Origin of the sequence: Phaeobacter sp. BS52 (assembly GCF_045040595.1) — a bacterium.
Classification (GTDB): Bacteria; Pseudomonadota; Alphaproteobacteria; order Rhodobacterales; family Rhodobacteraceae; genus Phaeobacter; species Phaeobacter piscinae.
In genome coordinates, this window is record NZ_CP090662.1 from 2,314,798 (window position 1) to 2,330,105 (window position 15,308).

Below are 15,308 nucleotides of genomic sequence, written 5' to 3' on the forward strand. Positions count from 1 at the left end.
AGCAGCTATGACCCGCGCGCAAGTGTGGTGCTGCGTCGCAGCGCCAGCCCGCCAAGGACGATGCAGAAAAGAAACACCGGCAGATCTCCGGTCTGTGCATAAAGAGTTCGCGGTAGCGGTGCAGGCAGCGCCACATCCCGATAGCCCGCAACGCCCAGAGGCAGGGCGTCCAAAATCCGGCCATAGGGATCAATCATGGCCGAGATCCCAGTATTTGCCACGCGCGCCATCGGCAAGCCCTGCTCAATCGCGCGCATCCGCGCCTGAACCAGATGCTGATAGGGGCCGGAATAGGTCCCGAACCACGCATCATTGGTGATCTGGATCAGCAGATCGGCCCGCCCCGGTGCGGCATTCACATCCTGTGGAAACACTGCCTCATAGCAGATCAAGGGCAGCGCCTTCCCCACAGGCAGATCCAAAAGCCGAGGCCCTGGCCCCGCCGCGTAACCCGCCCCGGCCTGCGACGCAAAACCATGCACGCCAAAGCGTGCCATCAGATTGCCCGCCGGTATATACTCCCCAAACGGGACCAGATGCGCCTTGTCATAGATCTGGGCAGGAACGTTGCTGCCCTCCAGTACAATCGCTGAGTTGTGATATCGCCCATCTATTCTGCGCTGGATGCCCAACATCACCGGCGTATCCCCTGCGGCAGACACAACCTCATCCAAGACATCTTCGGCGTAGTTCAACATCAGGGGAATCGCCGTTTCCGGCCAGAGGATGAGATCCACCTTCGATCCATCAGCGGCTAAGCGCACGCGAGTACTCCAACTGCCGTTCGACAAACGACCAGCGCAGGTCCGGGTGCCATTTCTGATCCTGAGGCGCGTTGGGCTGCACAAGGCGCAGCGTATGTTCGGTCAGTGCGGCGACGGGTGGTTTGGGCAGAAGCACCACGACGGCGCCCACTGTAATGACCGGCAACAGCGCAGCCACCGGGCGGTGGCGGATCAAGCCAAGTGGCACGGTGGCAACCAAGGTCAGGAGACTCAGGCCATGTGGTCCGATCCAGGGCAGCAACTGCGCAGCCGGGGTATCGATCCAGAACTGCCCGAAAGCGGCCCAAGGCAGGCCCGTCAGGACGTAGGCCCGCGCGAACTCCGCCAGCGACAGCACAGCGATGAGCAACAACAGCCTAGCTGTACCTTGCCCAAACCGCACGGCAACACCAAATGCCAGTCCCCAAAACAACGCCAACCCGCCCGCAAGACCCACGACGGCAAAAGGCGCCATCCAGGCATAGCGGTCTGCATCAATCTGAAATGGCTCGTAGATCCAGATCATGCCGACGGAAAAATAGGCCGTTCCCAGCAACCAGCCAAACAGTGCGCCCTGGCGGGGCGAAGACGCCTGAAGCAGCTGATATCCGACCATGCCAAGACAAAGCGGCACCAGCCAAAGCGCGTGAAACGGCGCCAGCGCAAACGCCAGCAGCCCGCCCGCCGCGACAGCGGTAGTAGCAGGTAGGAACGCGGACCGTAGGCTGGTCGCCGACCAGACCTTAGTGGTCATCCCGAACAATCCGGCAGCCGCACCCGCAATCGTTTGATTCGGCGCGGATCCGCGTCCATGACCTCGAACTCAGGCCCATCCGGGTGCTGGATCACCTCGCCCCGTGCCGGTACCCGTCCCGACAGCATGAAAACCAGCCCGCCAAGGGAATCGATCTCCTCACCGTCCACATCCTCGTGGCTGGTCAGTGACCGCCCGATTTCATTCTCGAATTCATCCAGCGGGGTACGGGCCTGTGCGATGTAGCAGCCCTGCTTCTCGCGAAACCAGGTCTGATCCTCACCGGCATCATGTTCATCCTCGATCTCGCCGACGACCTGCTCAATCAGATCCTCGATGGTCAGCAGGCCATCAACACCGCCATATTCATCAATCACCAGCGCCATGTGGCGCCGCTCGGCCTGCATCTTGGTCAGCAGAACACCAATTGTCATGGACGGCGGCACGAACAGAAGCGGCCGCACCATGCCTTCGAGACCGAAATCCGCCTCGGTGCCGTTGAAGCCATGCATCAGGGCGAAATCTTTGAGATGGACAAAGCCGATGGGCGTATCCAGCGTGCCCTCATAGACGGGAATCCGGGTGAAACCGCTTTCGCGAAAAATCTGAACCAGTTCATCCTTGGGTGTGGAAACCGGGATCGCGACAATCTCCGCTGCGGGAATGGCCACATCCTCAACCCGCAGGCGACGGAGGTTGATCATCCCATGCGGCTGGTTCGGCAGACGCGTGTCCGGACCGGCAGTTACGTCTTCTTCAGTCTCTGCCGGGGCGAAGGAGCCGAAAATACGACCCAGAAACCCCGTTGATTGTGCAGCCGCGACACTGTTGTCAGCGCTGCCCTTGTTCTCCAGCGCGCCCTGCGCTGCGTTAGAACTTCCGTCTATATCGTCCATCGTTCCTATCCGATACGCCCCTGATTGGGGCTGTCATCCAAAGTATATGGGTCATCGATACCCATTTTGCCAAGTATCTGCACCTCAAGACGTTCCATCAAAGTGGCGTCAGGGTCACGAATGTGATCGTAACCCAATAGATGCAACACTCCGTGAACGATCAAATGACGCAGATGATCCGCCAAAGGCTTGCCTGCATCCTCTGCCTCGCGTGCACAGGTCTCATAGGCAATCGCAATATCACCCAGCGGGATTTCGCCAGTAAAATCCGCCTCAGGCAGCAGCGGCTCGTCGCCCGCCTCCTCTGGCGAAAGATCCTCCGCGGGCCAGCTGAGCACATTTGTAGGCTTCGCCTTCTGGCGAAACTCAGTGTTCAGCTCCATGATCCGTGCGTCATCGCAGGCCAGCAGAGACAGCTCGCAATCGTCAACATCCAGACCAAAATACCCAAGCACCGCGTGGATCGCCTGTTCCGCATGTGTGATGAGGTCGGCGTCCTGCCAACGGCTGTCATCTATGGAGATGTCGAGGGTCATTGTTCTAATCTCAAAACCAAGGCTGTCCGCAGTCGCATGCGATGTCGGCGCGGGTTCCATATGTCAACACCGTGGAACCCGGCCTCATACCATCCAACAAGATCAATCCGTGACGAATGTGATCAGGCGGGTTTCTCATCCGCCTCATAGGCCTCGATGATGGCGGCCACAAGCGGATGCCGCACCACGTCGCGCGACGTGAAGTAATTGAAGCTCACCTTTGGAATGCTGCTCAGCAATCGTTCGGCATCTGCCAGCCCTGATGCGACCCCGCGCGGCAGATCGACCTGGCTGCGGTCGCCAGTGATCACCATACGCGATCCTTCGCCCAGACGCGTCAGAAACATCTTCATCTGCATCGTTGTGGCATTCTGCGCCTCGTCCAGCACGACAAAGGCATTGGACAGCGTGCGACCGCGCATGAAGGCTAGCGGGGCAATCTCGATCTGTTTTTCTTCCAACAGCTTCGCCAATTGCTTACCCGGCAGAAAATCGTTCAGCGCGTCGTAGAGCGGCTGCATATACGGATCGACTTTGTCTTTCATGTCGCCAGGCAGATACCCAAGCTTCTCGCCAGCCTCTACGGCGGGACGGCTAAGAATGATCTTGTCGACATGGCCAGTGATGAACATGCTGACCCCAACCGCGACGGCCAGATAGGTCTTACCGGTACCGGCCGGACCGATGCCAAATGCCAGCTCATGTTCGAACAGAGACTGAACATAGGCTTTTTGCGCATCGGTGCGTGGCTCGACCAGCTTCTTGCGGGTCTTGATCTCGACCTTGCCGCCCCGGAACATCTCCAGCTGGCTGCCGGGGTCGGCGACCTGCTCCTGCCCCATCCGCAACTCGCGATCAATGTCACCGGCCTCTACGCTTCGACCAGTTTCCAACCGATCATACAGTGCGGCCAGAACTGCTGCCGCCTGATCGCGTGCGGCTTCTTCGCCCAGCACCGAAAGCTGGTTGCCACGCCGGACGATCTGCACACCGAGCTTTTGCTCAAGCGTCGCAAGATTGCGGTCGTATTCGCCGCACAGATCAATCAGCAGTCGGTTATCGGGAAATTCAAGCAGCGCCTCGTGGGAGGCATCCTGCTCCTGCGATGGGGTCAAAGTGCCAATGGCCAATCCGGTCTCCTGTCTTTGACGATGTTCTCTCAGTGTGCCCCTCGACTCGTCCCGGCGCAAGCTGCGCATCCGCAATTTCACGCGATTGAAACAAAATGGCCGCCCCGAGAGGGCGGCCAACAGCCTGGGTTCTGAACATCCGGGCTGGTCCGATCAGATCGGATCCTCAACGCTGGAGCCTGATTTGAACGGACCAACTGCAGTATTTGGTGGTGCAACGCCAGAACACACCGGACGCCCATCCGGCGCCAAGCGTTGCGACAGATAGCCTTCCACACCGTCGTCGATAATCCAGTGATCACAGCCGGTAGGATCCACCCAAATCCCAGCCTTTAACTGAGAGAGATCCTTGCTGTCGAAACCGCGATCCACGGTCTTGTCGACCTTTTCGTCACAGGCCGCGAGACCAATCGCCACCGATGCCAGCAACGCTGCTTTAATGAATGACATAGACGTGCTCCTCAACGCAGGCAGATGATTTCAACACGGCGGTTCTGCGCCATATTGGCTGCAGAATCATTGGGGACACGCGGATCGCGTTCGCCGTAGCCGCGCGCCTCAAGGATGCGCGCGCCGACCGCTTGGCCGACCTTAGCAACCGCATTTGCCCGGCGCTGGGACAGGCGCATATTGTACTCATCCGATGCGCGACTGTCGGTATGGCCGGTGATGATGAATGAACGCGCATTGGCGGATTGGAAAAACTCGCGCAGGCGCTGCTGTCCCGCTGCGCTGATGTGATGCCTGTTGGTGGCAAAAAACTGATCGCTGGGCATGACGCCGCAGATATTACCCCGGCGGCAAACCGGTTTTCCGTCGCGGGTAACATGCGGTGTCATGAAGCCTTCGGCGCCATCATCCATCACCCAGTGTTCGCAACCGTCGGGATCCACCCAGATGGTTGGAATATAGCTTTGACCGATCACAGCGCCGACGCCTGCATCCTGCGCCATCAACGCACCAGCGCTCAGGCAAATGGTCGCGGCAGCAGCAGAAAGAACCCCGCCCAGCTGTTTCGTCAGTGATTTCAACACACCCAAATTCCCTTCACCAGTCGTTCGCAGGCGCACCTAAAGCATGCGGCAAGAGCCACTTGCGGATCCGTCCCGCAATATTCGCAGGTATAGGACGCAAATTGCAATCATTTGCTTAAGGAAATCAGAAGTTTCACGCCACCGTAGCACGATTGAGACCATGGCGCGGTCGACGCGACACCAGCCGTTACCACACCGCCAGTTACTTTTCGATCAGCGCACCCGCCAACGAGTTGGCACCGGAGGACAGGATCCGCACGCGGGCGAGATCTCCGATGGCCCGGTCACAATCCGCGACATGGACCGCATGCAGATAGTCGGATTTCCCGACCATCTGACCCGGGAAGCGCCCTGCCTTCTCAAACAACACGGTGACGTCACGGCCTACCATGCTGTCCTGAACCTCACGCTGCTGCTTCGTCAGCAGGGCCTGCAGTCGCTGAAGCCGATCGTCAGCGGCGGCAGGGTCGACCTGCGCGCGCTCTGCTGCCGGGGTGCCGGGGCGGGTGGAGTATTTGAAGGAATAGGCGGTGCCATATTTGACCTCCTCCACCAGATCCAAAGTTGCCTGAAAATCCTCTTCGGTCTCTTCCGGGAATCCGACGATGAAATCGCCGGAGATCAGGATATCAGGCCGCGCGGCGCGGATGCGCTCGATTAGCCGCAGATAGCTTTCGGCGGTATGCGCACGGTTCATGCGCTTCAGGATCTTGTCGGACCCCGCCTGCACCGGCAGGTGCAGATAGGGCATTAGTTTGGCACAGGTGCCATGCGCCTCGATCAGGTCATCCTGCATGTCATTGGGGTGCGATGTGGTGAAACGGATGCGCTCCAACCCATCGACCTTGTCCAACTCCCAGATCAGCTGTGCCAGCGTCATATCCCCATTGGGACCGGCGCCGTGGTAGGCATTCACGTTCTGGCCCAACAGGGTGATCTCTCGCACACCGCGTTCAACCAGATCCTGCGCCTCTCGCAGGATGCGGTCCGCCGGGCGCGAGACCTCGGCACCGCGGGTGTAGGGCACCACGCAGAAGGCGCAGAATTTGTCGCAGCCTTCTTGCACCGTCAGAAACGCGGTCGGCCCGCGCTTGGCCTTGGGGCGGTTCTTCAGCTTCTCGAATTTGTCTTCCTCAGGGAAATCGGTGTCCAGCACCTTTTCGCCGGTCCGCGCCTTGGCTTCCATCTCCGGCAGGCGGTGATAGCTTTGCGGGCCAACCACCAGATCAACCAGCGGCTGACGGCGCATGATTTCCTGTCCCTCGGCCTGCGCAACGCAGCCTGCGACGCCGATCTTCAGATCCGGTTTCTCTGCCTTCAGCCCCTTGAAGCGGCCCAGTTCGGAATAGACTTTCTCCGCAGCCTTCTCCCGGATGTGGCAGGTGTTCAGCAGGATCATATCCGCATCATCGGGCGATTTGGTTTCAACATAGCCTTCGCCGCCCAGCGCCTCGGCCATGCGTTCACTGTCATAGACATTCATCTGACAGCCATAGGTCTTGATAAACAGCTTCTTCGGGGCGCTCATGGGGACAACCTTTTCAGCGGAGGGTCGCAACAGCGGCGTGGCATAGCCGGAAACGGCTCTGCTTGCAATGCCGCCCCGATTACCCGATTTTAGCAGCAACCGCCAGATAAGGGCGTCGGCAGAGAGCAGTAGGCAATCGGAAATGATGCATTCATCACTCGAGGGATTTCTCGAACATGCCAAAACGGCCCTGACAAAAGGGCCTGTCGCCCTGATCTTTGTCGAAGACAAGGTTGAGATCGCAACAACCCTGCGCCACCACCTTGATCTAGGCTTCGCGACGGTCGTGGTGTTTATGCCCGATGCCTTTGATATCCCCTTTGATCTGGAAACACGTATCGAGCGTGTGCAGTATGATTGCAGCAGGCGGGATGCCGTGTTTGAAGCCATAAACAAAGTCATAGCGGCGGCCGCACCCGGATGTTGGCTCTACTACTGCTACAACGCCGAATACCTGTTCTATCCCTTCTGCGAGAGCCGGAACGTTGTGGAACTGCTGGGCTTTCATGCTGAAGAACGCCGTGACGCGATGCTGAGCTATGTCATCGATCTCTATGCCGGGGATCTTGCGGCGGCGCCGAATGGGGTTTCGCTTGACACCGCGCATCTGGACAAATCCGGCTATTACGCCCAATCCCGCAACGATCCGCAGACGGGGCACCCGCTGGACCGTCAGCTGGATTTCTACGGCGGCGTGCGCTGGCGGTATGAGGAACACATTCCGGCCGCCAGCCGCAAGATCGACCGGATTTCGCTATTTCGCGCCAAACCTGATCTGCATCTGTTCGACGATCATCGCTTTAGCGAGCCGGAGTACAACACCTATGCCTGCCCCTGGCATCATAATTTGACGGCGGCCATCTGCTCCTTTCGGACGGCAAAAGCGCTGAAGCGAAATCCCGGATCCTCCTTTGAGATTGATAACTTTCGCTGGCACAATTCTGCTCCGTTTGACTGGCACTCGCGCCAGCTTCTTGATCTGGGGCTGATGGAACCGGGGCAGTGGTTCTGAAGGTCTGAACCGTCACATCGGCTCAGACCCTGATATCCGTCAGCGCTGCAACAGAACCGGGAACCAATCCTCGCGCAGAATCTGACCCGGTGTCATCTCATGGCCGGGATATGGCGGCGACGTGGGTCCAGGGCGTTCGATGTAGCGCGCATCATCTCCGACAAGGCGCAGCGAAAAGGCACGACGACGGGAGCTGCTGGTATTGGCGCGCGCTCCATGCAGGGTGCGATAATTGAATGCGACCGCATCACCCGGCTGCATCTCCCATTCTTTGACTGTCATGCCCTCAGCATCTGGATCCGGAACCGACATGTACTGCCCCTCATCGGCAAAGAACCCTTCTTCAGACACCCACCGTGTCGGCAGGACCTCTTTCTCCCACCGGTGAGAGCCAGCGACACAGCGCAGTGATGCATCCGTGACCGGGTCAAGCGGCGACCAGAAGCTTATGGTCTGCTGACCCTCAACAAAATAGTAGGGTCCATCCTGATGCCAGGGTGTCGCCATGGAGGTGCCCGGCTCCTTCACCAGGACATGATCATGAAACATCTGAACGCGTTTGGACTGCATCAGATCAGCTGCAACCTCGGCGACGGGTGAGTGTTTGATCGCCTCCTCGAACTGCGGGATTCGGATCCAGTTGCAATAGTCGTCAAAGAAGCGCCCTGTCTGGCCTTTTTTTTTCGTTGTTAGAGGCATAGGGGCCCGGCTCAGCCATATTGGCCTCCACGCCGTCGCGGAGCAGCTCCACCTGATCCGCGAAAAGCCCGCGTATCAGCACCACGCCGTCGCGTTGGAACTGATCGATATGATCCTGAGTGATGAGGGGATGAGGCATGGGGATTGTCCTTGGGGTCGAAATCTGGGCTGCGACGGCGGGCGCTGCGGCCCGCTTGCCCCCGATCTTGCACACAGAGGCTGAGCATGCTCAAATAATATCTTAATATGCAAAAAATAGTCTGATGTTATATCTAACCCTGCGCCACTACGAATACGTTTGCGCTATTGCGCAGCACGGCAGCCTCTCCGCCGCAGCGGCGGCGGTGCATGTCAGCCAGCCTGCGCTGTCCACCGCCCTCGCGCGGATTGAGGCGCAGTTGGGGGAGACCTTGTTTCTGCGCCGTCGTGGCGCGGCGGTGGTTCTCACACCGCATGGACGCAGTTTCGCAGCACGTGCGCAAGCGCTGCTGGAGCAGGCTGCACGGTTGGAACGCCAAGGCAGCGAGGATGCGACCGGCCAGCAGCTGACGGTTGGCTGGTTTACTGACCTCGCGCCCTTCCTGCTCGCCCCCGCTCTTAAGCATCTTCGCACCGCCCTCCCGGGTGTCGCGATCCGCTACAAGGTCGATCATTTTGAACCACTGATCGCCGCGATGATTGCTGGGGATATTGACTTGGCCGTCAGCTACGACCTTGGCGTAGATGCCAGTTTTATGCGCCAGGAGCTGGTACGCCGGTCGCCCGTTGCACTGCTGCCGCGCTGCCATCCGCTGGCAGGGCGGGATCAGCTGTCGCTGGCAGATCTCGCTGAGCAACCGCTGATTCTATCAGAAGAGGGGCACTCCGTGCACCATATGCTTGGGCTATTCAAATCTATCGGCATCCTGCCCCGCATCACCCATCGCGCCGCGTCAGTAGATCTGTTGTGCAGCTTGGCCGCCCACGGCGAGGGCATTGGCATCACCTACAGCAGACCACCCGGCACAAATTCCTACCACGGGCCCGGATTGGTCTCGGTTCCGATCAGTGACGCGTCTGCGGAGGAACCTCTTGTGCTGATCAGCCACAGCCGTGCTGCGCTCGGCAGCGTGATCCAGCGCGCACAAGGCATTTTGGCAGACGTCGTAACGGCCGGTTCACCGGATCAGTGAAGATCTTCAGATCTTGCGCAGGCGGATCACAACATCCACAGAGGCAATTTCAACGCCCTGCGGTGCCGCCGGGAGGCTCTTGATCACCAACTGGTCGGATGGCGCATCTGACAGACGCCCCTCGTCCTCCCAATAGAAGTGAGGATGATCATGGGTGTTGGTGTCAAAATAGCTTTTGGAGCCATCCACGGTGATTTCCTGCAACACACCAGCATCGCAAAACGCGCGAAGCGTATTGTAGACAGTGGCAAGGGACACTGCGGTCCCCTTATCTTTGGCTGCGTCAAACAGACTTTCAGCGGTGACATGGCGGTGCTTGCCATCGCCCACGAGCAATTCTGCCAGCGCCACCCGCTGACGAGTCGGGCGCAATCCGGCTGTTTCCAGCCAGTTGGTAGCGATATCTGCGGGTGTTGGCGTCATAAAGCAGGTCCCTGCATAGCGTTGCTGGACGCGTTTATAGGCCGAAAGGGTCACTGTATTCAATTCAATTTGCGCGGCGTCAGTATCTCCTCCTAGACTGTTACAGTTGAAAAACCTGAAGGCCACAGGCGGGATGCCGGTTGTCCCGCTGCGCCCGGAACCCTTGCAGGAGAGTCGAAACGGGTGCTACAGGGGGCCAGATAGACGATGATAACATAGGCAGGAGAAGCGCCAGCATGGCCGATTACCCCAGCAGCTTTGACAAAGACGATTTGCTAAAATGCGCCAGAGGCGAGCTGTTTGGCCCTGGCAATGCGCAGCTGCCCGCCCCCCCCATGCTGATGATGGATCGCATCACCGATGTGTCCGCAGATGGCGGCGCCCACGGCAAAGGTCACATCACAGCCGAGTTCGACATCACCCCTGAGCTGTGGTTCTTTGACTGCCATTTCCCCGGCAACCCGATCATGCCCGGCTGTCTTGGTCTTGACGGTCTCTGGCAGCTGACCGGCTTTAACCTCGGTTGGCGCGGCTGGCAGGGGCGCGGCTATGCGTTGGGTGTCGGCGAGGTCAAATTGACCGGTATGGTGCGCCCGGATCGCAAGCTGCTGACGTACAAGATCGACTTCACCAAGGCGATCCAGACCCGCCGCCTGACCATGGGTGTTGCCGATGGGATCGTCGAGGCAGATGGCGAAGTCATCTACCAGGTCAAAGACATGAAGGTGGCCCTGTCCGAGAGCTGATCCGCAGCTTTCCTCTGGCCCCCTGAAACAGCATAGGAGTACGCAGCATGCGTCGTGTCGTCGTCACCGGTCTGGGCATCGTCTCGTCCATCGGGAACAATGCCGAAGAGGTCCTTGCCTCTCTTAAAGCAGGGAAATCCGGCATCGAAGCCAGCCCTGAAATGGCGGAACATGGCTTTCGCAGCCAGATCGCGGGCACGCTCAAGCTGAATGTGGCGGATCATGTAGATAAGCGCACCCTGCGCTTCATGGGCGCGGGCGCGGCCTATGCTCATATCGCAATGAGCCAGGCGATTGCTGATGCCGAGCCTGTCCGACGATCAGGTGGTGAATGAGCGCACCGGCCTTGTTGCAGGCTCAGGTGGCCCATCTACATCCGCCATGCTGACCGCCCATCAGACGGTTCTGAAAACCGGCGCGACCAAGCGTATCGGGCCGTTTGCAGTGCCCAAATGCATGTCCTCCACGATCTCTGCCAACCTTGCGACGGCGTTCAAGATCAAGGGTATCAACTACTCCATTACGTCCGCCTGCTCGACCTCGCTGCATTGCATCGGCAACGCAGCCGAGCAGATCATGATGGGCAAACAGGATGTGATGTTTGCGGGCGGCGGCGAGGAACTGGACTGGACGCTTTCGTGCCTGTTCGACGCGATGGGCGCAATGTCGTCGAAATATAACGACACGCCCGAAAAAGCCTCGCGCGCCTTCGATCAGGATCGCGACGGGTTTGTGATTTCCGGCGGCGGCGGCATTGTTGTGCTGGAAGATCTGGATCACGCCTTGGCGCGCGGCGCCAAGATTTATGCTGAGGTCACCGGTTTTGCCGCGACCTCCGATGGGCACGACATGGTCGCCCCCTCTGGTGAAGGCGGCGAACGCGCGATGCGTCTGGCCCTTCAGTCCCTGCCGGAGGGCCGCAAAGTAGACTACATCAATGCCCATGGCACCTCGACCCCGGTTGGCGACGTCGGCGAAGTAGAAGCGGCCCGCCGCGTCTTCGGCGCGGGCAATGTCCCTCCGATTTCGTCCACCAAATCGATGACTGGCCACGCACAGGGCGCGGCTGGCGCCTTGGAGGCAATTTTCTGCCTTCTGATGCTGGACAACGACTTCATCACCCCGTCGATCAATGTCGACACCCTGGCCGAGGGTATTGAACCCGCAGAGGTCGCGACCCAGCTGGTGGAAAACGCCGGTCTGGACAGCGTGATGACCAACAGCTTCGGCTTTGGTGGCACCAATGGCTCAATGGTCTTGAGCAAGTACAAAGGATAACGGCGGATGTCAGGAGTATTGACGGGCAAGCGTGGCCTGATCATGGGGGTCGCCAACGATCGCTCGATCGCTTGGGGTATCGCCAAGGCCATGTCTGAGGCCGGAGCGGACCTGGCCTTTACCTATCAGGGTGAGGCATTCGGCAAGCGTCTTGAGCCGCTGGCGCAGAGCGTTGGCAGCGATTTCATGGTCGATGTCGATGTGACTGACGATGCCTCACTCGACACAGCCTTCGAACAGCTGTCTGCACGTTGGGATAGCATCGACTTCGTCGTTCACGCTATTGCCTATTCGGACAAGGCGGAGCTGACCGGGCGGTTCCTTGATACCAGCCGCGAAAACTTCAAGAACTCGATGGATATCTCGGCCTATTCCTTTGTCGAGGTGGCCCGCCGGGCCTATCCGCTGATGAAGGATGCGGGCGGCACTCTGCTGACGCTGACCTATCAGGGGTCAAACCGTGTAGTCCCCAACTACAACGTCATGGGCGTCGCCAAGGCAGCCCTGGAAAGCGCCACGCGCTATCTGGCCAACGACCTCGGCCCGGAAGGGATCCGTGTCAATGCGATCTCGCCCGGCCCGATGAAGACCCTGGCCGGTGCGGCCATCGGTGGGGCGCGCAAAACCTTCAAGCATACGGCGCAGAACGCCCCGATGCGGGACAATGCAACGCTGGAAGCCGTTGGTGGGACAGCTGTCTACCTCGCCTCTGACGCCGGAGCCTGCACCACCGGAGAAGTCATTCGCGTCGACGGGGGATTTCACGTCCTTGGAATGCCGCAGCAGGACAATCTCTGATCGCGACTATTCGCGACCAAAAGACCAAAGGGCACCCGCGGCGGTGCCCTTTTCTTATTCCGGCGTACGGCTCCCCTGCTGCGCTACGGTCAATTCCCGTGCAAGCGTGGCGACCAGCTCCGCCGTTGGCATAGTCCGCGCTTGGGCGGCACCCTGCCCTGCCCATTGCGCACCATAGCCAACCTCATCACGTTTTTTTGCCGCCGCGTTCAGCGCCTTCCCGGCGTCATAAGCGATGGGGTAGTCCGGGATCTCAACATCATGGTTCTGGCGCCCCCAATCGGTAAATCGGTTGCTCAGGCAGCGTGCCGGGCGACCTGAGATCACCGCGGTCATTTCCGTTTCGGGATCGTCGGCCAACAAGGCTGCCCGATATCCTGCGTCGGCACTGCTCTCCGGGCAGGCAATGAAGGCGGTGCCAAGCTGCGCCGCTGCAGCGCCTGCAGACAGAGCATCGGCGATATCCGCCCCGGTCATCATCCCGCCCGCGGCAATCACCGGCAGCGTCTGTGCCGCCGCCAATTCGCGGACCAGCGGTAAGGTCTGCAGCCGCTCATCCTCACCGGTGGGATCAAAAATGCCCCGGTGGCCACCCGCCTCCCACCCCTGCGCAACAATCGCATCAATGCCAGCGCGCTCAAGACTACGGGCCTCAGTTAGCGAGGTTGCGGTGGCGAGCACTACGACACCTGCGGTTTTCAGTGCCGCGATGACATCCTGCGAAGGCAGGCCAAAGTGAAAGCTGACAACCGCCGGGCGCTGCGCGATCAACATGTCCTGCATGTCGCGATCTACGCAAAAACTGGTGTATATTTCGCGCAAACCCTGCGGTGGCGTCGCGCCGAAGCCCTGAAACACAGGTGACAGATGTTGAAGCCAAGCCGCCTCTCGCACAGGGTCGGCGGTCGCAGGTTGATGGCAGAACACATTGACATTGAAGGGCCGGTCGGTCAGTGCCGCTGTCTGAACAATCATTTTCTCGGCCTGCTCGACACGGGCCGCGCCGATGCCCAGAGCACCGAGCCCGCCCGCATTGCTGACGGCCGCCGCCATTTCGGGCGTACTGACACCCGCCATTGGAGATTGCAGGATCGGCACGGATATCCCCAAGCGATCCATCAATGCTGCTGACGTGGAAATCCCGCTCATCTCACCCTCTTTCGCCACAAATCCTATTTGCGCAAAAGAGCCGGTTTGATGAGGCGGCGCAAGAGGCGCCACCTCATCCCGTCTTAGTTGATTGATACCAATTCGATATCGAAAATCAGATCCTTGCCCGCCAGCGGGTGGTTGGCGTCAAGGGTCACGGTCGCCTCGGTCACTTCAACCACGGTTACCGGCAGAACTTCCCCGGTTGGCGCCTGCATCTGCAGCTGGGTGCCGACCTCAAGCGGGATGTCATCGGGAATGCCTTCGCGCGGGATGGTCTGACGTGCCTCATCATGGCTGGGGCCATAGGCCTGATCAGCAGGAATGTTGAGCGTCTTTTTCTCGCCTGCGGTCATGCCAGCCAGACCTGCGTCCATACCTTCAATGACCTGACCGGAGCCAACGGTGAACTCAAGCGGCTCGCGCCCGTCGGAGCTGTCAAAGACGCTGCCGTCTGTCAGCTTGCCTGTGTAGTGGATGCGTACGGTATCGCCGCTTTTTACCTCGGTCATGGGACCTCCAGTTGGTTTCACGTTACAAAGGCGCGCACAGTATAGGACCCACCCCTGATGTAAACCCAACCGACCAGCGCCCCAAACTGGTAGCTGTTTGTCACGGAATGCACCGCATTGTGGCTGGAATTGACGCCCGTTTTGCGCCTAGGCTGACGCAACCGCAGGACACCGGACGGGAGACCCCATGGCGATCACAACCTGTATCTTCGATGCCTATGGCACATTGTTCGACGTGACGGCGGCCGCGCGGCAAGCCGCCCAAGAACCAGAGTTTCCGCATCTGATCGACCATTGGGCCGAGCTGGCCAACCACTGGCGACTGAAGCAGCTGCAATACACCTGGCTTCGCGCCATCACCGACGCCCACACCGATTTCTGGCAGGTCACCCAAGATGGATTGGACTGGGCGATGGACGCCACCGGCCTCAGTGGGGATCCGCAACTCCGCAAACGGTTGCTCGATCTCTATTGGCAGCTTCAGGCCTATGAGGAGGTGCCGCAGATGCTGCGCGCGCTCAAGACGGCTGGGCTGCAGACAGCGATCCTGTCCAATGGATCACCCAAGATGCTGGAAGGTGCAGTCAACTCGGCCGGGGTGAGCGGGCTGCTGGACGATGTCTTGTCTGTCGAGGCCGTCGGGGTCTTCAAACCCGATGCACAGGTCTACGACCTCGTCGAGGAACGGTTCAACTGTCAGCGCGACGAGGTATTGTTTGTCTCCTCCAACGGCTGGGACGCCGCTTGGCGCGGCAGGGTATGGATTCACCACAGCCTGGGTCAATCGGAGCGGTGAACCGATGGATCGCCTGCCTTGGACGCCACATCATATCCTGAGCGACCTGAGCAGTATTCCAACATTGCTTGGGACATAACC

At 59.6% G+C, this 15,308-nt stretch carries 13 protein-coding genes and 4 pseudogenes; 6 read left to right on the forward strand and 11 right to left on the reverse strand.

Annotated features, from left to right (window positions below):
* Nucleotides 1-5 precede the first annotated feature (5 nt).
* The 7 genes and pseudogenes from lnt to miaB all read right to left on the reverse strand — a co-directional run bounded on the left by lnt (nt 6) and on the right by miaB (nt 6,642).
* A pseudogene (lnt, locus tag L0Z65_RS11185) lies at nt 6-1,518 on the reverse strand (apolipoprotein N-acyltransferase).
* Entirely contained in the window at nt 1,515-2,414 is a 900-nt protein-coding gene (locus L0Z65_RS11190; RefSeq protein ID WP_096870582.1) for a hemolysin family protein, read from the reverse strand. Before L0Z65_RS11190 ends, lnt begins: the two are co-directional and overlap by 4 nt.
* 5 nt (nt 2,415-2,419) lie before the next feature.
* A complete protein-coding gene (ybeY, locus tag L0Z65_RS11195; RefSeq protein ID WP_405107616.1) occupies nt 2,420-2,950 on the reverse strand; it encodes an rRNA maturation RNase YbeY in 531 nt (176 codons plus the stop codon).
* A gap of 122 nt (nt 2,951-3,072) precedes the next feature.
* A complete protein-coding gene (locus L0Z65_RS11200; RefSeq protein WP_027248017.1) occupies nt 3,073-4,080 on the reverse strand; it encodes a PhoH family protein in 1,008 nt (335 codons plus the stop codon).
* Between the two features lie 153 nt (nt 4,081-4,233).
* The gene (locus tag L0Z65_RS11205) at nt 4,234-4,530 is read right to left on the reverse strand and encodes a hypothetical protein (protein WP_096788597.1); all 297 of its coding nucleotides are present in this window, start codon (nt 4,528-4,530) and stop codon (nt 4,234-4,236) included.
* Nucleotides 4,531-4,541: 11 nt separating this feature from the next.
* On the reverse strand, nt 4,542-5,102 hold the full coding sequence (locus tag L0Z65_RS11210) for an OmpA family protein (protein ID WP_405112532.1): 561 nt from the start codon (nt 5,100-5,102) through the stop codon (nt 4,542-4,544).
* A gap of 214 nt (nt 5,103-5,316) precedes the next feature.
* Nucleotides 5,317-6,642 carry a tRNA (N6-isopentenyl adenosine(37)-C2)-methylthiotransferase MiaB gene (gene miaB / locus L0Z65_RS11215; protein WP_040180449.1) on the reverse strand — a complete coding sequence of 442 codons (1,326 nt, stop codon included), beginning with the start codon at nt 6,640-6,642 and terminating at the stop codon, nt 5,317-5,319.
* Nucleotides 6,643-6,784: 142 nt separating this feature from the next.
* Between miaB and L0Z65_RS11220 the strand changes: the two genes are divergently transcribed.
* A complete protein-coding gene (locus L0Z65_RS11220; RefSeq protein WP_405107621.1) occupies nt 6,785-7,654 on the forward strand; it encodes a glycosyltransferase family 2 protein in 870 nt (289 codons plus the stop codon).
* Between the two features lie 39 nt (nt 7,655-7,693).
* Here L0Z65_RS11220 and L0Z65_RS11225 read toward each other — a convergent pair.
* Nucleotides 7,694-8,492: pseudogene (locus L0Z65_RS11225) on the reverse strand (phytanoyl-CoA dioxygenase family protein).
* A gap of 124 nt (nt 8,493-8,616) precedes the next feature.
* Between L0Z65_RS11225 and L0Z65_RS11230 the strand changes: the two are divergent.
* Complete coding sequence (locus L0Z65_RS11230; protein WP_405107624.1) at nt 8,617-9,525, forward strand: LysR family transcriptional regulator; 909 nt, start codon at nt 8,617-8,619, stop codon at nt 9,523-9,525.
* A gap of 6 nt (nt 9,526-9,531) precedes the next feature.
* Here L0Z65_RS11230 and irrA read toward each other — a convergent pair whose 3' ends face one another.
* Nucleotides 9,532-9,948 (reverse strand): iron response transcriptional regulator IrrA, encoded by a 417-nt coding sequence (gene irrA, locus L0Z65_RS11235; RefSeq protein ID WP_405107627.1) that lies wholly within the window; start codon nt 9,946-9,948, stop codon nt 9,532-9,534.
* Between the two features lie 236 nt (nt 9,949-10,184).
* Between irrA and fabA the strand changes: the two genes are divergently transcribed.
* From fabA to L0Z65_RS11250, 3 genes and pseudogenes are all read left to right on the forward strand, one after another.
* Nucleotides 10,185-10,694, forward strand: coding sequence for a bifunctional 3-hydroxydecanoyl-ACP dehydratase/trans-2-decenoyl-ACP isomerase (fabA, locus tag L0Z65_RS11240; protein WP_014879135.1), 510 nt, complete (start codon nt 10,185-10,187; stop codon nt 10,692-10,694).
* Nucleotides 10,695-10,741: 47 nt separating this feature from the next.
* Nucleotides 10,742-11,972: pseudogene (gene fabB / locus L0Z65_RS11245) on the forward strand (beta-ketoacyl-ACP synthase I).
* Between the two features lie 6 nt (nt 11,973-11,978).
* Nucleotides 11,979-12,770 carry an enoyl-ACP reductase gene (locus L0Z65_RS11250; protein ID WP_405107630.1) on the forward strand — a complete coding sequence of 264 codons (792 nt, stop codon included), beginning with the start codon at nt 11,979-11,981 and terminating at the stop codon, nt 12,768-12,770.
* Nucleotides 12,771-12,824: 54 nt separating this feature from the next.
* Here the strand turns inward: L0Z65_RS11250 and L0Z65_RS11255 are convergent, their stop codons facing one another.
* Both L0Z65_RS11255 and L0Z65_RS11260 read right to left on the reverse strand, forming a co-directional pair.
* A complete protein-coding gene (locus L0Z65_RS11255) occupies nt 12,825-13,919 on the reverse strand; it encodes an NAD(P)H-dependent flavin oxidoreductase (RefSeq protein WP_405107633.1) in 1,095 nt (364 codons plus the stop codon).
* Nucleotides 13,920-14,002: 83 nt separating this feature from the next.
* Nucleotides 14,003-14,431, reverse strand: a complete 429-nt coding sequence (locus L0Z65_RS11260) for a peptidylprolyl isomerase (protein WP_040171057.1) — start codon at nt 14,429-14,431, stop codon at nt 14,003-14,005.
* Between the two features lie 187 nt (nt 14,432-14,618).
* Between L0Z65_RS11260 and L0Z65_RS11265 the strand changes: the two are divergent.
* Nucleotides 14,619-15,306, forward strand: a pseudogene (locus tag L0Z65_RS11265) (haloacid dehalogenase type II).
* Nucleotides 15,307-15,308: the final 2 nt, after the last annotated feature.